The 15645-nt window shown below is 72.2% G+C and carries 13 protein-coding genes; 9 read left to right on the top strand and 4 right to left on the bottom strand.

The annotated features are described in order from the left end of the window. Positions 1-213 precede the first annotated feature (213 nt). Both meaB and AC07DA_RS05860 read right to left on the bottom strand, forming a co-directional pair. Positions 214-1170 carry a methylmalonyl Co-A mutase-associated GTPase MeaB gene (meaB, locus tag AC07DA_RS05865; protein WP_383325262.1) on the bottom strand — a complete coding sequence of 319 codons (957 nt, stop codon included), beginning with the start codon at positions 1168-1170 and terminating at the stop codon, positions 214-216. A 40-nt stretch (positions 1171-1210) separates the two neighbouring features. After that, a complete protein-coding gene (locus AC07DA_RS05860; protein ID WP_479124964.1) occupies positions 1211-2419 on the bottom strand; it encodes an acetyl-CoA C-acetyltransferase in 1209 nt (402 codons plus the stop codon). Between the two features lie 148 nt (positions 2420-2567). Here AC07DA_RS05860 and mce point away from each other — a divergent pair, with 148 nt between their 5' ends. From mce to AC07DA_RS05825, 7 genes are all read left to right on the top strand, one after another. Beyond that, a complete protein-coding gene (mce, locus tag AC07DA_RS05855; RefSeq protein ID WP_333933921.1) occupies positions 2568-3008 on the top strand; it encodes a methylmalonyl-CoA epimerase in 441 nt (146 codons plus the stop codon). A 232-nt stretch (positions 3009-3240) separates the two neighbouring features. Then, complete coding sequence (scy, locus tag AC07DA_RS05850) at positions 3241-7188, top strand: polarized growth protein Scy (protein ID WP_479124963.1); 3948 nt, start codon at positions 3241-3243, stop codon at positions 7186-7188. Between the two features lie 184 nt (positions 7189-7372). Then, the gene (locus tag AC07DA_RS05845) at positions 7373-8308 is read left to right on the top strand and encodes a coiled-coil domain-containing protein (RefSeq protein ID WP_094055892.1); all 936 of its coding nucleotides are present in this window, start codon (positions 7373-7375) and stop codon (positions 8306-8308) included. 86 nt (positions 8309-8394) lie between these two features. Continuing rightward, a complete protein-coding gene (locus tag AC07DA_RS05840) occupies positions 8395-9360 on the top strand; it encodes an ABC transporter ATP-binding protein (protein ID WP_479124960.1) in 966 nt (321 codons plus the stop codon). A 2-nt stretch (positions 9361-9362) separates the two neighbouring features. After that, a complete protein-coding gene (locus tag AC07DA_RS05835; protein ID WP_479124959.1) occupies positions 9363-10133 on the top strand; it encodes an ABC transporter permease in 771 nt (256 codons plus the stop codon). 118 nt (positions 10134-10251) lie between these two features. Then, positions 10252-11706, top strand: a complete 1455-nt coding sequence (locus tag AC07DA_RS05830) for an ABC transporter ATP-binding protein (protein ID WP_479124957.1) — start codon at positions 10252-10254, stop codon at positions 11704-11706. Then, positions 11703-12575, top strand: a complete 873-nt coding sequence (locus tag AC07DA_RS05825; RefSeq protein WP_479124955.1) for an ABC transporter permease — start codon at positions 11703-11705, stop codon at positions 12573-12575. The genes AC07DA_RS05830 and AC07DA_RS05825 overlap by 4 nt, the downstream gene beginning before the upstream one ends. A 6-nt stretch (positions 12576-12581) precedes the next feature. Here the strand turns inward: AC07DA_RS05825 and AC07DA_RS05820 are convergent, their stop codons facing one another. Next, entirely contained in the window at positions 12582-12911 is a 330-nt protein-coding gene (locus AC07DA_RS05820; protein WP_479124953.1) for an ATP/GTP-binding protein, read from the bottom strand. A 285-nt stretch (positions 12912-13196) separates the two neighbouring features. Here AC07DA_RS05820 and AC07DA_RS05815 point away from each other — a divergent pair, with 285 nt between their 5' ends. Further along, positions 13197-14225 (top strand): LLM class flavin-dependent oxidoreductase, encoded by a 1029-nt coding sequence (locus AC07DA_RS05815; protein ID WP_479124951.1) that lies wholly within the window; start codon positions 13197-13199, stop codon positions 14223-14225. Positions 14226-14309: 84 nt separating this feature from the next. Here AC07DA_RS05815 and AC07DA_RS05810 read toward each other — a convergent pair whose 3' ends face one another. Then, entirely contained in the window at positions 14310-14702 is a 393-nt protein-coding gene (locus AC07DA_RS05810; RefSeq protein WP_311679350.1) for an SCO5389 family protein, read from the bottom strand. Positions 14703-14954: 252 nt separating this feature from the next. On the opposite strand from AC07DA_RS05810, the gene nucS reads away from it, so the two are divergent. Further along, complete coding sequence (nucS, locus tag AC07DA_RS05805; RefSeq protein ID WP_479124950.1) at positions 14955-15626, top strand: endonuclease NucS; 672 nt, start codon at positions 14955-14957, stop codon at positions 15624-15626. The last annotated feature ends 19 nt before the right edge of the window (positions 15627-15645 follow it).

The raw sequence follows: 15645 nt of genomic DNA, 5'->3' as shown, positions 1-15645 counted from the left end.
CTGCCGGCCCGGCCACCTCCCGGCACCGCCCCGGCCGCCTCCCGACGAGACTCAGCCCTCCGTCAGCCCCGCCACCAGCTCGTCCGCCGCCCGGTAGAGATCAAGCCCCCTGGCACAGCCCCGACCCACACCCGGCAACGGGCGCGCAACGGGCGAACCCACCTGCCGGCCCGGCCACCTCCCGGCACCGCCCCGGCCGCCTCCCGACGAGACTCAGCCCTCCGTCAGCCCCGCCACCAGCTCGTCCGCCGCCCGGTAGGGATCCAGCTCCCCCGCCACGATCCGCTCCGCCAGCGCCCCCAGCCGCCGGTCCCCGTGCAGGTCCCCGATCCGCTCCCGCAGGGCCGTCACCGCGATCGTCTCGACCTCCCGCGCGGCCCGGGACATCCGCCGCTCGGCGAGCACCCCCCGCTCCTCCATCCAGGCCCGGTGCTTCTCCAGCGCCTCGACGACCTCGTCCACGCCCTCCCCCCGCGCGGCGACGGTCTTCACGATCGGGGGACGCCAGTCGCCCGGCCCCCGCGCCTCCCCCAGCCCCAGCATGTGGTTCAGCTCGCGGGCCGTCGCGTCGGCCCCGTCCCGGTCCGCCTTGTTCACGACGTACACGTCACCGATCTCCAGGATCCCGGCCTTGGCCGCCTGGATCCCGTCCCCCATCCCCGGCGCCAGCAGCACCACGGACGTGTCCGCCTGCGAGGCGATCTCCACCTCGGACTGCCCGACCCCCACCGTCTCGACCAGGATCACGTCGCAGCCGGCCGCGTCCAGCACCCGGATCGCCTGGGGCGCGGCCCACGCCAGCCCGCCCAGGTGCCCGCGCGTGGCCATCGAGCGGATGTAGACGCCCGGGTCGGACGCGTGCTCCGACATCCGCACCCGGTCCCCGAGCAGCGCACCGCCGGAGAACGGGGACGACGGGTCGACGGCGAGCACGCCGACCCGCTTGCCCTGCTTGCGGTAGGCGGAGACCAGCGCCGAGGTCGACGTCGACTTGCCGACCCCGGGCGACCCGGTCAGACCCACCACGTACGCCCCGCCGGTCAGCGGCGCCAGCGCCGCCATGACCTCACGCAGCTGCGGGGACGCCCCCTCCACCAGCGAGATCAGCCGGGCGACGGCCCGCGGCCGCCCCTCCCTGGCCTGGGCCACCAGCGTGGAGACGTCCTGCATCACAGCTCCGTTCTTGAGAGGGGAATCAGAAAGCCGCCGTTCAGGCCTTCGGCACCCGCACGATCAGCGCGTCACCCTGACCACCGCCACCGCAGAGCGCGGCCGCGCCGACGCCACCGCCCCGCCGCTTCAGCTCCAGCGCCAAGTGCAGCACGAGACGGGCTCCGGACATCCCGATCGGGTGACCCAGGGCAATGGCGCCGCCATTGACATTCACCTTTTCGGTGGACACTCCGAGATCCTTCATCGACTGCACGGCCACCGCCGCGAACGCCTCGTTGATCTCGATGAGGTCGAGGTCCGAGACCTCCAGCCCCTCCTTCTTCAGCGCGTGCAGGATCGCGTTGGACGGCTGCGACTGCAGCGAGTTGTCCGGTCCGGCCACGTTCCCGTGCGCCCCGATCTCGGCGATCCACTCCAGGCCGAGCTCCCGCGCCTTGGCCTTGCTCATCACGACCACGGCGGCGGCGCCGTCGGAGATCTGCGAGGCGGAACCGGCCGTGATCGTGCCGTCCTTGGAGAACGCCGGGCGCAGCTTGCCGAGCGACTCCACGGTCGTGTCGCCGCGGATGCCCTCGTCCTTGCTGAACAGCACCGGGTCGCCCTTGCGCTGCGGGATCTCGACCGGCGTGATCTCGGCCTCGAACAGGCCGTTCTTCTGCGCGGCGGCGGCCCGCTGGTGCGACAGCGCGGCGATCTCGTCCTGCTCGGCCCGGCCGATGCCCAGGCGCGTGTTGTGCTTCTCCGTCGACTCGCCCATGGCGACGCCGTCGAAGGAGTCGGTCAGCCCGTCGTACGCCATGGCGTCGAGCATCTGCACCGCGCCGTACTTGAAGCCCTCGCGGGACTTCGGCAGCAGGTGGGGGGCGTTGGTCATGGACTCCTGGCCGCCGGCGACGACCACGTCGAACTCGCCCGCGCGGATCAGCTGGTCGGCCAGCGCGATGGCGTCGAGGCCGGACAGGCACACCTTGTTGATGGTCAGCGCGGGCACGTTCATCGGGATGCCGGCCTTGACCGCGGCCTGGCGCGCCGGGATCTGCCCCGCCCCGGCCTGCAGCACCTGCCCCATGATCACGTACTGCACCTGGTCGCCGCCGATCCCCGCACGGTCGAGGGCGGCCTTGATCGCGAAGCCGCCGAGGTCGGCTCCGGAGAAGGACTTGAGCGAGCCGAGCAGCCGTCCCATGGGCGTACGCGCGCCCGCGACGATCACCGAGCTGTTCGCCTCAGATGTTCCAGAAGTCATGAGCTGCGATCCCCTTACCGGCTGCACAGCCGAGGAGTGAACGAGGGTTTACTTCGAATGTACTGAGTGGCACTCCGTGCCGTCATCGGGCTGTCGGTGTGATCGCGCGCACGTTGCGTAACCACCTCGGGGGCGCTGCACTGAGACCATGCTGACGCGAATCGACCACATCGGAATCGCCTGTTTCGACCTCGACAAGACCGTCGAGTTCTACCGTGCCACCTATGGCTTCGAGGTGTTCCACTCCGAGGTCAACGAGGAGCAGGGCGTGCGCGAGGCCATGCTCAAGATCAACGAGACGTCCGACGGCGGCGCCACCTACCTGCAGCTCCTGGAGCCGACCCGCGAGGACTCCACCGTCGCGAAGTGGCTCGCCAAGAACGGCGAGGGCGTCCACCACATCGCCTTCGGCACCGCCGACGTCGACGCGGACGCCGCCGACATCAAGGACAAGGGCGTCCGCGTGCTGTACGAAGAGCCCCGACGCGGTTCCATGGGGTCACGGATCACCTTCCTGCACCCCAAGGACTGCCATGGCGTACTGACAGAACTGGTCACTTCGGCGCCTGTTGAGTCACCTGAGCACTGACCCTCGTACATAGGGGCCGGTAGGGTTGGGTGCGGTCGCCGCTCAGCCAGGGTGACCGCGGTCCCGCCGTGCGACGGCAGGACCACCGGGGTCCGGGTTTCGGGGGACGAGCGCCGGGGCAGCAGCCTCTGCTCCGCCGATGATCTGACACCATTCCCCGGGGGCCCCGTTCGGCGGATGGACGGAGCTCGTTCGGAAAGAGTTGCGACCAGGGGACGGATGGGACCGCGCAGTGCGGGGCTACGAGAGCCAGGAGCGAGAGCCGGCGGCTGACGTCGACCACCTCTCTCGGTTCGAAGCCGAGATGAAACGGCTGAAGACCGAACGGGAAAAGGCGATCCAGCACGCCGAGGACCTCGGCTACCAGGTCGAGGTGCTGCGCGCCAAGCTGCACGAGGCGCGGCGCACCATCATGTCCCGGCCCGCCTTCGACGGGGGCGACATCGGCTGGCAGGCCGAGCAGTTGCTGCGCAACGCGCAGATGCAGGCCGACCAGATCCGCACGGACGCCGAGCGCGAGCTGAGCGAGGCCCGGGCGCAGACCCAGCGGATCCTCCAGGAGCACGCCGAGCAGGCGGCCCGCCTGCAGGCCGAGCTGCACCAGGAGGCGGTGACCCGCCGCCAGCAGCTGGACCAGGAGCTGGCCGAGCGCCGCCAGACGGTCGAGTCGCACGTCAACGAGAACGTGGCGTGGGCGGAGCAGCTGCGCGCCCGCACCGAGCAGCAGGCCCGCCGGCTGCTGGAGGAGTCCCGCGCGGAGGCCGAGCAGTCCCTGGCCGCCGCCCGCGCGGAGGCCGAGCGGCTGGCGACCGAGGCCCGGCAGCGGCTGACGAACGCGGCCGAGGAGGCCCGGGCCGAGGCCGAGCAGATCCTGCGGCGGGCCCGCACGGACGCCGAGCGGCTCCTCAACGCCGCCTCCATGCAGGCCCAGGAGGCCACCGACCACGCCGAGCAGCTGCGCTCCACCACCGTCTCGGAGTCCGAGTCGGCGCGCCGCCGGGCCCAGGAGCTCAGCAAGGCCGCCGAGCAGCGGATGGCCGAGGCCGAGGAGGCGCTGCGCAAGGCGCAGGCCGAGTCGGAGAAGCTCGTCGCGGAGGCCAAGGAGGCCGCCGCCAAGGCCCTGGCGAGCGCCGAGGCCGCGAACGAGACGCGCACGCGCACGGCCAAGGAGCAGGTCGCCCGGCTGGTCGAGGAGGCCACCAAGGAGGCCGAGAGCACCAAGTCCGAGGCGGAGCAGATCGTCGCGGACGCCCGGGCCGAGGCCGAGAAGATCGTCGCCGAGGCCGCCGAGAAGGCCCGCACGCAAACGGCCGAGGAGACCGCCACCCAGCTGTCCAAGGCGGCCCGGACGGCCGAGGAGGTCCTCAACAAGGCGTCGGAGGACGCCAAGAAGACCACCAAGGCCGCCGCCGAGGAGGCCGAGCGGATCCGCAAGGAGGCCGAGGCCGAGGCGGACCGGCTGCGCGCCGAGGCGCACGACATCGCCGAGCAGCTCAAGGGCGCCGCCAAGGACGACACCAAGGAGTACCGCGCCAAGACGGTCGAGCTGCAGGAGGAGGCCCGCCGGCTGCGCGGCGAGGCCGAGCAGCTGCGGGCGGACGCCGTCGAGGAGGGCGAGAAGATCCGCGCCGAGGCCCGCAAGGAGGCCGTGGCGCAGATCGAGGAGGCGGCGAAGTCCGCCGAGGAGCTGCTCGCCAAGGCCAAGGCCGACGCGGACGAGCTGCGCACGACGGCCCAGACGGACAGCGAGAAGGTCCGCACGGAGGCCATCGAGCGGGCGACGACCCTGCGCCGGCAGGCCGAGGAGACCCTCCAGCGCACCCGGCAGGAGGCCGAGCGGCACCGCGAGGAGGTCGTCGAGCAGGCCGAGGCCCTCAAGGCGGAGGCCGAGCGCGCGGCGCGGGAGCTGCAGGAGGAGACCGAGCGGGCCGTCGAGGCCCGGCGCGCGGAGGCCGCCGAGGAGCTGGCGCGGCTCCAGACGGAGGCGGAGGAGCGGCTGACGGCGGCCGAGCAGGCCCTGTCGGACGCCCGGGAGGAGGCCGCGCGGATCCGCCGCGAGGCCGCCGAGGAGAACGAGCGGCTGCGCGCCGAGGCCGCCGAGCGGATCCGCACGCTCCAGCAGCAGGCCGAGGCCGAGGCCGAGCGGCTGCGCGACGAGGCCGCCTCGGACGCGTCCGCGGCGCGCGCCGAGGGCGAGGCCGTCGCCGTACGCCTGCGCACGGAGGCCGCGAGCGAGGCCGAGCGGCTGAAGTCGGAGGCGCAGGAGAGCGCCGACCGGATGCGCGCGGAGGCGCAGGCCGCCGCCGAGCGGCTCGCCGCGGAGGCGTCGGAGACGCTGGCCGCCGCCCAGGAGGAGGCCAACCGGCGCCGCCGCGAGGCCGAGGAAGTCCTCGGCAGCGCCCGTCAGGAGGCCGACCAGGAGCGCGAGCGGGCCCGCGAGCAGAGCGAGGAACTGCTGGCCTCGGCGCGCAAGCGCGTGGAGGAGGCGCAGACCGAGGCCGTACGGCTGGTCGAGGAGGCCGACCGGCGCGCCACGGAGATGGTGTCGGCGGCCGAGCAGCACGCGCAGCAGGTCCGGGACTCCGTCGCGGGGCTGCACGAGCAGGCGCAGGAGGAGATCGCCGGGCTGCGCTCCGCCGCCGAGCACGCGGCGGACCGGACGCGGCGCGAGGCCCAGGAGGAGGCGGACCGGGTCCGCTCCGACGCCTACGCCGAGCGGGAGCGGGCGAGCGAGGACGCGGGCAGGCTGCGCCGCGAGGCGCAGGAGGAGGCCGAGGCCGCCAAGGCGCTCGCCGAGCGGACGATGTCCGAGGCGATCACGGAGGCGGAGCGGATCCGCACGGAGGTCGCCGAGCACGCCCAGCGGGTGCGTACGGAGGCGTCGGACACGATCGCCGAGGCCGAGCAGAGCGCCTCGCGCACCCGGGCCGACGCCCGCGAGGACGCCAACCGCATCCGGTCGGACGCGGCCGCGCAGGCGGACGCCCTGATCACCGAGGCGCGCAGCGAGGCGGAGCGGCTCACCACCGAGACGGTCCAGGAGACCGACCGGCTGCGGATGGAGACGGTCACCGAGGCCGAGCGGGTGCGCACGGAGGCCCTCGCCGAGGCCGAGCGCGTGCGGTCCGAGGCGGCCGCGGAGGCCGAGCGGCTGCGGGCCGAGTCGGTCGCGACGGCCGACCAGCTGGTCGGGGAGGCCACCGGCGAGGCGGAGCGGCTGCGCGCCGAGGCCGCCGAGACGGTCGGTTCGGCGCAGCAGCACGCGAAGCGGATCCGCTCCGAGGCCGAGCGCGTCAAGGCCGACGCGGAGGCGGAGGCGGAGCGGCTCGTCGCCTCCGCGCGCGAGGAGGCCGACCGCACCCTGGACGAGGCCCGCAAGGACGCCAACAAGCGGCGTTCCGAGGCGGCCGAGCAGGTCGACAAGCTCATCACGGAGACCACGGCCGAGGCGGACAAGCTGCTCACGGAGGCGCAGCAGCAGGCCCACAAGACCACCGCGGAGGCCGAGGCGCAGGCCGACACGATGGTGGGGGCGGCCCGTACGGAGGCCGGCCGGATCGTCTCCGAGGCGACGGTCGAGGGCAACTCCCTCGTGGAGAAGGCCCGTACGGACGCCGACGAGCTGCTGGTCGGCGCGCGCCGGGACGCCACGCAGATAAGGGAGCGCGCCGAGGAGCTGCGCGACCGCATCACCTCGGAGATCGAGGAGCTGCACGAGCGGGCCCGCCGGGAGTCGGCCGAGGCGATGAAGACGGCGGGCGACCGCTGCGACGCGCTCGTCAAGGCGGCCGAGGAGCAGCTCGCGAAGGCGCAGGCGAAGGCCAAGGAGATCGTCTCGGAGGCCAACTCCGAGGCGGGCAAGGTCCGGATCGCCGCGGTGAAGAAGGCCGAGGGCCTGCTCAAGGAGGCCGAGCAGAAGAAGAACACGCTCGTCCGGGAGGCCGAGGAGCTGAAGGCCGAGGCGATCCGCGAGGCCAAGCGCACGGTCGAGGAGGGCAAGCGCGAGCTGGAGGTCCTGGTCCGGCGCCGCGAGGACATCAACGCCGAGATCTCCCGTGTCCAGGACGTGCTGGAAGCGTTGGAGTCCTTCGAGGCCCCGTCCACGGGCAAGGACAGCGGAGTCAAGGCGGGAGCGACGGTCGGTGCCCCCCGTTCGGGTGGCAAGAGCTCGGAAAGCTAGCGAAACGGGGCGAATCCGGTGTGTGCTGAAGGGCTTTGACCAAGATTTTGGCAAGCAGTCCGACGGTCAGCCACTCAAAAGGGGTGTCATTTTCCAGATCAAACGCGCATCCGCTCGATGACACACCGTTTCGGCCCCTAGGATTCCACCTATCACCTCACCGGTCTCATTCGACAGGAACCCCATGAGCGACACTTCCCCCTACGGCTTCGAGCTTGTGCGGCGTGGGTACGACCGCGCTCAGGTGGACGAACGTATCTCCAAGCTCGTCTCCGACCGTGACAGCGCTCTCGCCCGCATCACCGCTCTGGAAAAGCGCATCGAAGAGCTCCACCTCGAGACGCAGAACGCCCAGGCCCAGATCACCGACGCCGAGCCGTCGTACGCGGGTCTCGGCGCGCGCGTGGAGAAGATCCTCCGCCTCGCCGAGGAAGAGGCGAAGGACCTGCGCGAGGAGGCCCGGCGCGCGGCGGAGCAGCACCGCGAGCTCGCCGAGTCGGCCGCCCAGCAGGTGCGCAACGACGCCGAGTCGTACTCCGCCGAGCGCAAGGCGAAGGCCGAGGACGAGGGCCTGCGGATCGTCGAGAAGGCCAAGAGTGACGCCGCCCAGCTGCGGGCCGAGGCGCAGAAGGACGCGCAGTCCAAGCGCGAGGAGGCGGACGCCCTCTTCGAGGAGACCCGCGCCAAGGCCGCGCAGGCCGCCGCCGACTTCGAGACGAACCTCGCCAAGCGCCGCGAGCAGTCCGAGCGCGACCTGGCCTCCCGTCAGGCCAAGGCCGAGAAGCGCCTCGCCGAGATCGAGCACCGCGCCGAGCAGCTGCGTCTGGAGGCCGAGAAGCTGCGCACGGACGCCGAGCGCCGCGCCCGCCAGACGGTGGAGACGGCCCAGCGCCAGGCCGAGGACATCGTGGCCGACGCCAACGCCAAGGCCGACCGCATCCGTTCGGAATCCGAGCGCGAGCTGGCCGCCCTCACCAACCGCCGCGACTCCATCAACGCCCAGCTGACGAACGTCCGCGAGATGCTCGCGACGCTCACGGGCGCCGCGGTGGCCGCCGCCGGCACGCCGGCCGAGGACGAGCCGATCTCCCGCGGGGTCCCGGCCCAGCAGTCCCGGTAACAGCCCGGCATACGGAGTCTGAACCTCCGCAAAGCCCTCTGCCGCTCGGGTGGCAGAGGGCCTTGTCCCGTTCTAGCGTGGCGGGCATGATTGAGCTGGAGGGGCTGACCAAGCGGTACGGCGAGAAGGTGGCGGTCAACAACCTGTCGTTCGCGGTGAGACCGGGCATCGTCACCGGCTTCCTCGGGCCGAACGGCGCGGGCAAGTCCACGACCATGCGGATGATCCTGGGTCTCGACCACCCGACCGCCGGCGACGTCCGGATCGACGGCAAGCACTACCAGCAGCTGAAGGACCCGCTGACGTACATCGGCGCCCTGCTGGAGGCCAAGGCCTGGCACGGCGGGCGCAGCGCCTACAACCACCTGCTGTGCCTCGCGCAGAGCAACGGCATCCCGCGCCGCCGGGTGGGCGAGGTGCTGGAGACGGTCGGGCTGACGGCGGTCGCGAAGAAGAAGACCAAGGGCTTCTCCATGGGCATGGGGCAGCGGCTGGGCATCGCGGCCGCGCTGCTCGGCGACCCGCGGATCCTGATGTTCGACGAGCCGGTCAACGGCCTCGACCCCGAGGGCATCCACTGGATCCGCACCCTGATGAAGTCGCTGGCCGCTCAGGGCCGGACCGTGTTCGTCTCCTCGCACCTGATGAGCGAGATGGCCCTGACGGCCGATCACCTGGTCGTCATCGGGCAGGGGCGGCTGCTGGCGGACACCTCCATGGCCGACTTCATCGCGCGCAACTCGCGGTCGTACGTCCGGGTGCGCAGCCCGCAGCGGGAGCGGCTGCTCGACGTGCTGCACCAGGCGGGCGTGGTGGCCGTGGAGAGCGGCGAGGGGGTCCTGGAGGTGGACGGCGGCAAGGCCGAGCAGGTCGGCGAGCTGGCGGCGCAGCACCAGATCACGCTGCACGAGCTCAGTCCGCAACAGGCGTCGCTGGAGGAGGCGTTCATGCGGCTGACGGCGGAGTCGGTGGAGTACCACGCGCAGAGCGGGGCGAGCTCCGGGCCGCCACCGCAACAGCAGCAGTGGGGCGACGGCTGGAAGAGGGGCTGAGCATGGCGGTGACCCAGGTCGTACGGTCGGAGTGGACCAAGATCCGGTCGGTGGCGTCCACGGTGTGGACCCTGTCACTGGTGGTGGTCGTGACGGTCGCGCTCGGCATGCTGATCTCGGCCCTGTCGAAGAGCGAGTTCGACTCGATGGACGCGCGGGACCGGGCGGAGTTCGACCCGACGTTCATCAGCTTCGCGGGGATGAGTCTCGGCCAGCTCGCGATGATCGTCTTCGGGGTGCTGGTCGTGTCGAACGAGTACAGCACCGGCATGATCCGCACCTCGCTGGCTGCCGTGCCGCGGCGCGGCTCGTTCCTGTTCGGCAAGATCGCGGTCGCGACCGCGCTCGCCCTGCTGGTCGGGCTCGTCACCAGCTTCGCCGCCTTCTTCCTGGGGCAGGCGATGCTCGGCGAGCACCGGGCGGAGATCGGCGACCCCGGGGTGCTGCGGGCGGTGCTGGGCGGCGGCCTCTACATGACGCTGATCGCGATGTTCTCCATGGGCGTCGCCGCGATGCTGCGCTCGCCGATGCTGTCGCTGGGCATCCTGATGCCGTTCTTCTTCCTGATCTCCAACATCCTCGGGAACGTCGACGCGACGAAGAAGGTCGGCCGGTTCCTGCCCGACCAGGCCGGCAGCAAGATCATGCAGGTGGTGCCGCCGCTCGGCGACGACACACCGTACGGGCCCTGGGGCGGCCTCGGGATCATGGCGCTGTGGGTGCTCGCGGCGTTGATCGGCGGGTACGTGCTGCTGCGGAAGCGCGACGCCTAGACGGTCCTGGCCCGACCTTTTACCTCCTCTTGGGTGGAACCGTCAGCGCCTCGATATCCTCCTAACCCTTACGGGGGCGTGTGCCCTGCTGTCCTGAACCTTGCGATGGGTGCGGAGCATGATCGAAGCAGTCGGCCTGACGAAGCGCTACGGCGACAAGACCGCTGTGTACAACCTTTCCTTCCAGGTGCGGCCCGGCGCCGTCACGGGCTTCCTCGGACCGAACGGCTCGGGCAAGTCGACGACGATGCGCATGATCCTCGGGCTCGACAACCCGACGGCCGGGCGGGTGACGATCGGCGGCTACCCCTACCGCAAGCTGCCCAACGCCGCCCGCCAGGTCGGCGCCCTGCTGGACGCCAAGGCCGTGCACGGCGGCCGCTCCGCCCGCAACCACCTGCTGTCCCTGGCCCAGCTGTCGGGCATCCCGGCCCGGCGGGTCGACGAGGTGCTCGGGGTCGTCGGCCTGCAGGACGTGGCCAGGAGGCGGTCCAAGGGCTTCTCGCTCGGCATGGGGCAGCGGCTCGGCATCGCCGCGGCGCTGCTCGGCGACCCGCAGGTGCTGCTGTTCGACGAGCCGGTCAACGGCCTCGACCCCGAGGGGATCCTCTGGGTGCGCAACCTGATGAAGGCGCTCGCGGCGGAGGGCCGGACGGTCTTCGTCTCCTCCCACCTGATGAGCGAGATGGCCCTGACGGCCGACCACCTCATCGTGATCGGGCGCGGCCAGCTGCTCGCCGACATGAGCGTGACGGCCTTCATCTCGGCGAACTCCGCGGACTTCGCCCGGGTGCGGACGCCGGACACCGAGCCGCAGCAGCGGGAGAAGCTGACGTCGGCGCTGACCGAGGCGGGCGGGCACGTGCTGCCCGAGCAGGACGGCGCGCTGCGCGTCACGGGACTACCGCTGCCCCGCATCAGCGACATCGCGCACGACTCCGACGTCCGGCTGTGGGAGCTGTCGCCGCACCAGGCCTCGCTGGAGGAGGCCTACATGCGGATGACGCAGGGCGCGGTCGACTACCGCTCGACCATCGACCAGAAGGAGGGTCTGCAGCAGCCGCTGCCGCCCGGCGCGCAGCCGCCGGTGCCGGTGCCGGGCCAGGGCCAGCCGGGCTGGTACGCCCCGCCGCCGCCCCAGCAGGGCGGGCAGCCGTTCCCGGCGCCGCCGCAGGGCGCTCCGGGCCGGTCCCCGGCGGGGCCGTACGGCGCCGCCCAGGGCGCTCCCGTGCCGGGCGCCCCCAACCCGTACGCCCAGCCGGCACCGCAGACGCCTCCGGCGCCCCAGGGCGCCCCGCAGCCGGTGGCGCAGGGCGACGCGGACCGGCCGGCCGCCGCGTCCGCGTCGCCCGAGCCCCGGACCCCGCAGACCTCCGCGCGGCCCGCGCCGCAGGCTCCGGCGGAACAGGCCCCCGCCGGGGGCGCACCGGCCGCGCCCGCGGCCGGTGCCGGCGCCCCGCAGGCGCCCGCCGCGCCCCCCGCGCCCCGGCCGGCCGCCGCGCCCGCGCAGCCCGTCGCCGCGCCCGCCGCCGCCCCGACCTCCGACCTGACCAAGCCCGAGGACGCCCGATGAGCAGCCCCCAGTCCCAGATGCCGCAGGCCGCGCCCGCCTGGCAGGCGGCGCCCGGCACCGCGTTCCCGCCCGGCTACACCTCGCCGATCCCGGTCGTGCGCACGCACCTCGGGCACGCCGTCGCGTCCGAGTGGACGAAGATCAGATCGGTGCGCTCCACCCTGTGGACGCTCGGCGTGTTCGTTCTGCTCGTCCTCGGCATCGGCACGCTGACCGGCGTGGTGGTGGCCGGCTCCGACCCGGCCCTGGGCGGCGAGAGCCCCCTCGGCCTGGGCTTCTTCGGGCTGCTGCTGGGCAGCATGTGCATCATCACGCTGGGCGTGCTGACCACGGCGTCGGAGTACGGCACCGGCATGATCCGCACCACGATGGTCGCCTGCCCGAGCCGGGGCCGGGTGCTGGCGGCGAAGGGCGTGGTGTTCTTCCTGGTCGCGTTCGTCGTGACGCTGGTGTCCGCGTCCCTCGTCGCCTTCCTGCACGTGGCGATGCTGGAGGGCGACGGCGCCAGGTCCCCCTCCGCCGGGGAGTGGCTCAGGGCCACGGTCGGCATCGCCGCCTACATCGCGCTGCTGGGCCTGCTCTCGCTCGCCGTCGGCTCGATCATCCGGCACTCGGCGGGCGCCATCACCATCATGATCGGCGCCGTCCTGGCCCCTCTGGTGATCGCGCTGTTCATGTTCTCGGAGTCGCTGCAGGGCGTCCGCGACGCGCTGTTCGAGTACTCGATCCCGAACCAGCTCAGCGTCTTCTACTCCAACTCCCTCAGCCAGTCCGGCCCGTCCGGCTGGGACCCGCTGTGGATCATGTTCGGCGCCACGGCCGTCGCCTTCGCCGCCGCCTTCGCGCTGCTGGAGAAGCGGGACGTCTGAGCCCGGTCAGAACCTCGGCGCGTTACGGGACCGCCGCACCCCTGGGGTGCGGCGGTCCCGCGCGTTCCAGCAGGCCTTGTGCCAGTGCCGTCTGTCGTCGACGCCCGCGTACTCGGCCCAGGCCACCACGTGCGGCACCCCGTCGGGGATCAGCTGGTCGCAGCCGGGACAGCGGTAGGCCTTGCCCTGCGCACTGGCGCCGGCCACGTGCCGCACGCTCCAGTTCTCGCCCTGCCAGCGCTCCGAGGACTGCCAGCCGCCGTAGCGACCGCGGTCGTCCTCGGAACTCCGGCCGGACGATCCGGCGCCCTTGGGTCGGTTGCGACGCGGGGACACGGGACACCTCTCGGGGCTATACAGGAAGCGGGCCCTGTCCAGCCTACGCGGCGTCCGGAGGGGTACGCGTACGGCACCAATCGCCACAAGTCCCTCTCGGGCGCGGCGGACTCCGCCCGGGGTCCGCCCGCGCGGTCTCCCCCGGAATCCGCGCGGACTCCTCGCGGAGCGGCCCATTCTGCAGACAATCCGCAAAGTAACCCGACCGGCCGTGTCCTCGGCACGTGTCAGGCGGTTATGCCCTGTGGGGGAGCTCCGTGTCGGAGCCAAGGAAGCAGGAAAGCAATGCGCGTTGGAAGTTTCGTGTTGGCGGCCCAGTTCCCCGGTCAGGGCGAGGGAGAGGCGCTGCACCGCGCGGTCCGCTCGGCCGAGGTGGCCGAGGAGGCCGGGCTCGACACGGTCTGGCTGGCCGAGCACCACTTCGTGCCGTACGGCACGTGCCCGTCGGCCATCACCCTGGCCGCCCTGCTGCTCGGCCGCACCCGCCGCATCCGGGTCGGTACGGCGGTCAGCGTGCTGCCCACCGTCCATCCCGTCGCCCTCGGTGAACAGGCGGCGCTGCTGCACCACACGAGCGGCGGCCGTTTCACGCTCGGCGTCGGGCGCGGCGGCCCGTGGGTCGACCTGGAGGTGTTCGGCGCGGGCCTGGAGGCCTACGAGAAGGGGTTCCCCGAGTCGCTGGACGTCCTGCGGCGCTGGCTGCGCGAGCCGTCCGTGGGGGCCGACGGGGAGCGTTTCCGCTTCCGCGAGGTCCCGGTGGTGCCCCGGCCGTCGGAGGCGCTCACCGAGGCGCCCGGACCCGAGCTCGTCGTCGCCTGTACGTCCCCGGCGAGCGTGCGGCTGGCGGCCGAGCGCGGGCTGTCGATGCTCCTGGGGATGCACGTGGGGGACGAGGAGAAGGCGGAGATGGTCGCCCTGTGGCGGCGGCACGCGCGGTCGTCCGGGCGGTCGGCGGAGGAGATCCGCCGCGCGTCGCATGTGTCGGCCGGTGTCTGCCAGATCGCGGACCGGCGGGTCGACGCGGCGGAGACGCTGATGAAGGCGATGCCGGGCTGGCTGAAGCAGGGCCTGGAGGCCCATGTCACGGTCGACGGGCGCACGCGCCGGATGCGCGACCCGCTGGCGTACACCGAACTGCTCTGCGGGCTGCACCCGGTGGGCACGCCGCGGCTGTGCGCCGACCGGCTGGCGGCGACCAGCGAGCGGACGGGCATCTCCCGCTTCGCGCTGCTCGTCGAGGGCTCGGGGGATTTGGCGGCGACGGAGGAGAACGTACGGCGGCTGGGGGCCGAGGTGCTCCCCCAACTCGTCTGAGGCCACGGTGAGTTCCTGGGGGCTTGCCGCTCCGGTGCAGTACTGCACCTCCCGCGTGCGGAGCGGCAAGCGAACGGCGCCGCGTCAGCAGTCCCGGAACTCGGGCGACTGGTTCAGCACCTGACTGCGGACCGAGGTGAAGCGGGTCAGCGTCTCGTCGACCGAGGAGTCAAGCGGGAACACGGCCACCCGGTGGCAGTTCTGGAAGGCCAGGCGCACACCGAAGTGCCGCTGCAGCGCGCCGCGTATCGCGTCACTCGCAAGTGCACGCAGCAACTGACCGCGTGCCTGCTCGTCCGGCGGAGGCGTCTGGTTGTCGGCGAACGCACCGCCGTCCACCTTCAGCTGGGCCACCAGGGAGCTGATCATCTCCCACGCATAGGGCAGGGAGGTCCGGACGCAGTCGACGAATTCCGCTTCGTCGACCTCGCCTCGCTCGGCCTGTTCGAGTAGGGCCGGTGAGACGTCGAGCGACATGAGTTCTCCTCTCGCACCCCCAAGGAGCAGGGGTTGCCTGACAGATGAGGGAGAGCGCGATACCGGACACGCTGCGTACACGCACCGCGACCTCCCGCTCATACGGTAAGCAACGGCCGGGGGCGGCACCAGGAAAATGCGCAGATGAGACACTCCCAGTGAGCACATCCTGCACACAATCGGCCAACACCGAACACGTGTTTTCCAGGGCGAATCGCGTCGACCCGTGCCCGTCGAGTAGCGTTGCCGACCATGCGTCTCGTCATTGCCCGCTGCTCCGTGGACTACGCCGGACGGCTCACCGCCCACCTCCCCTCGGCCCCGCGCCTGATCCTGGTGAAGGCGGACGGCAGCGTCTCGATCCACGCCGACGACCGGGCCTACAAGCCCCTGAACTGGATGTCGCCGCCGTGCACCCTGAAGGAGGGCACCGGCGAGGACGAGGGCGTCTGGACCGTCATCAACAAGGCGGGCGAGAAGCTCATCATCACGATGGAGGAAGTCCTCCACGACTCCACGCACGAACTGGGCGTCGACCCGGGCCTGATCAAGGACGGCGTGGAAGCGCACCTCCAGGAGCTGCTCGCCGACCGCATCGAGACACTCGGCGAGGGCTACACCCTCATCCGCCGCGAGTACCCGACGGCCATCGGCCCCGTGGACATCCTGTGCCGGGACGCCGACGGGAAGACCGTCGCGGTGGAGATCAAGCGGCGCGGTGAGATCGACGGTGTCGAGCAGCTGACGCGCTACCTGGAGCTGCTGAACCGCGATCCCCATCTCGCCCCGGTCCGCGGCATCTTCGCGGCCCAGGAGATCAAGCCCCAGGCCCGCGTCCTCGCCACCGACCGCGGCATCGGCTGCCAGGTCCTCGACTACGACGCCCTGCGCGGCATCGAGGACGACAAGCTGCGCCTGTTCTGACCCACTCCCGCGCGACGAG

It is taken from the genome of Streptomyces sp. NPDC044921 (genome assembly GCF_056432865.1).
The sequence above is the reverse complement of the archived record's forward strand: the minus strand, read 5'-3'. Positions and strand labels throughout refer to the sequence as shown.

What these genes read in the sequence shown, in the direction of transcription:
- AC07DA_RS05810 (WP_311679350.1), bottom strand. Translation starts at nt 14,702, where the DNA reads ATGTCGCTCGACGTCTCACCGGCCCTACTCGAACAGGCCGAGCGAGGC.
- mce (WP_333933921.1), top strand. Translation starts at nt 2,568, where the DNA reads ATGCTGACGCGAATCGACCACATCGGAATCGCCTGTTTCGACCTCGAC.
- AC07DA_RS05840 (WP_479124960.1), top strand. Translation starts at nt 8,395, where the DNA reads ATGATTGAGCTGGAGGGGCTGACCAAGCGGTACGGCGAGAAGGTGGCG.
- AC07DA_RS05835 (WP_479124959.1), top strand. Translation starts at nt 9,363, where the DNA reads ATGGCGGTGACCCAGGTCGTACGGTCGGAGTGGACCAAGATCCGGTCG.
- AC07DA_RS05860 (WP_479124964.1), bottom strand. Translation starts at nt 2,419, where the DNA reads ATGACTTCTGGAACATCTGAGGCGAACAGCTCGGTGATCGTCGCGGGC.
- AC07DA_RS05815 (WP_479124951.1), top strand. Translation starts at nt 13,197, where the DNA reads ATGCGCGTTGGAAGTTTCGTGTTGGCGGCCCAGTTCCCCGGTCAGGGC.
- nucS (WP_479124950.1), top strand. Translation starts at nt 14,955, where the DNA reads ATGCGTCTCGTCATTGCCCGCTGCTCCGTGGACTACGCCGGACGGCTC.
- AC07DA_RS05830 (WP_479124957.1), top strand. Translation starts at nt 10,252, where the DNA reads ATGATCGAAGCAGTCGGCCTGACGAAGCGCTACGGCGACAAGACCGCT.
- AC07DA_RS05845 (WP_094055892.1), top strand. Translation starts at nt 7,373, where the DNA reads ATGAGCGACACTTCCCCCTACGGCTTCGAGCTTGTGCGGCGTGGGTAC.
- AC07DA_RS05825 (WP_479124955.1), top strand. Translation starts at nt 11,703, where the DNA reads ATGAGCAGCCCCCAGTCCCAGATGCCGCAGGCCGCGCCCGCCTGGCAG.
- meaB (WP_383325262.1), bottom strand. Translation starts at nt 1,170, where the DNA reads ATGCAGGACGTCTCCACGCTGGTGGCCCAGGCCAGGGAGGGGCGGCCG.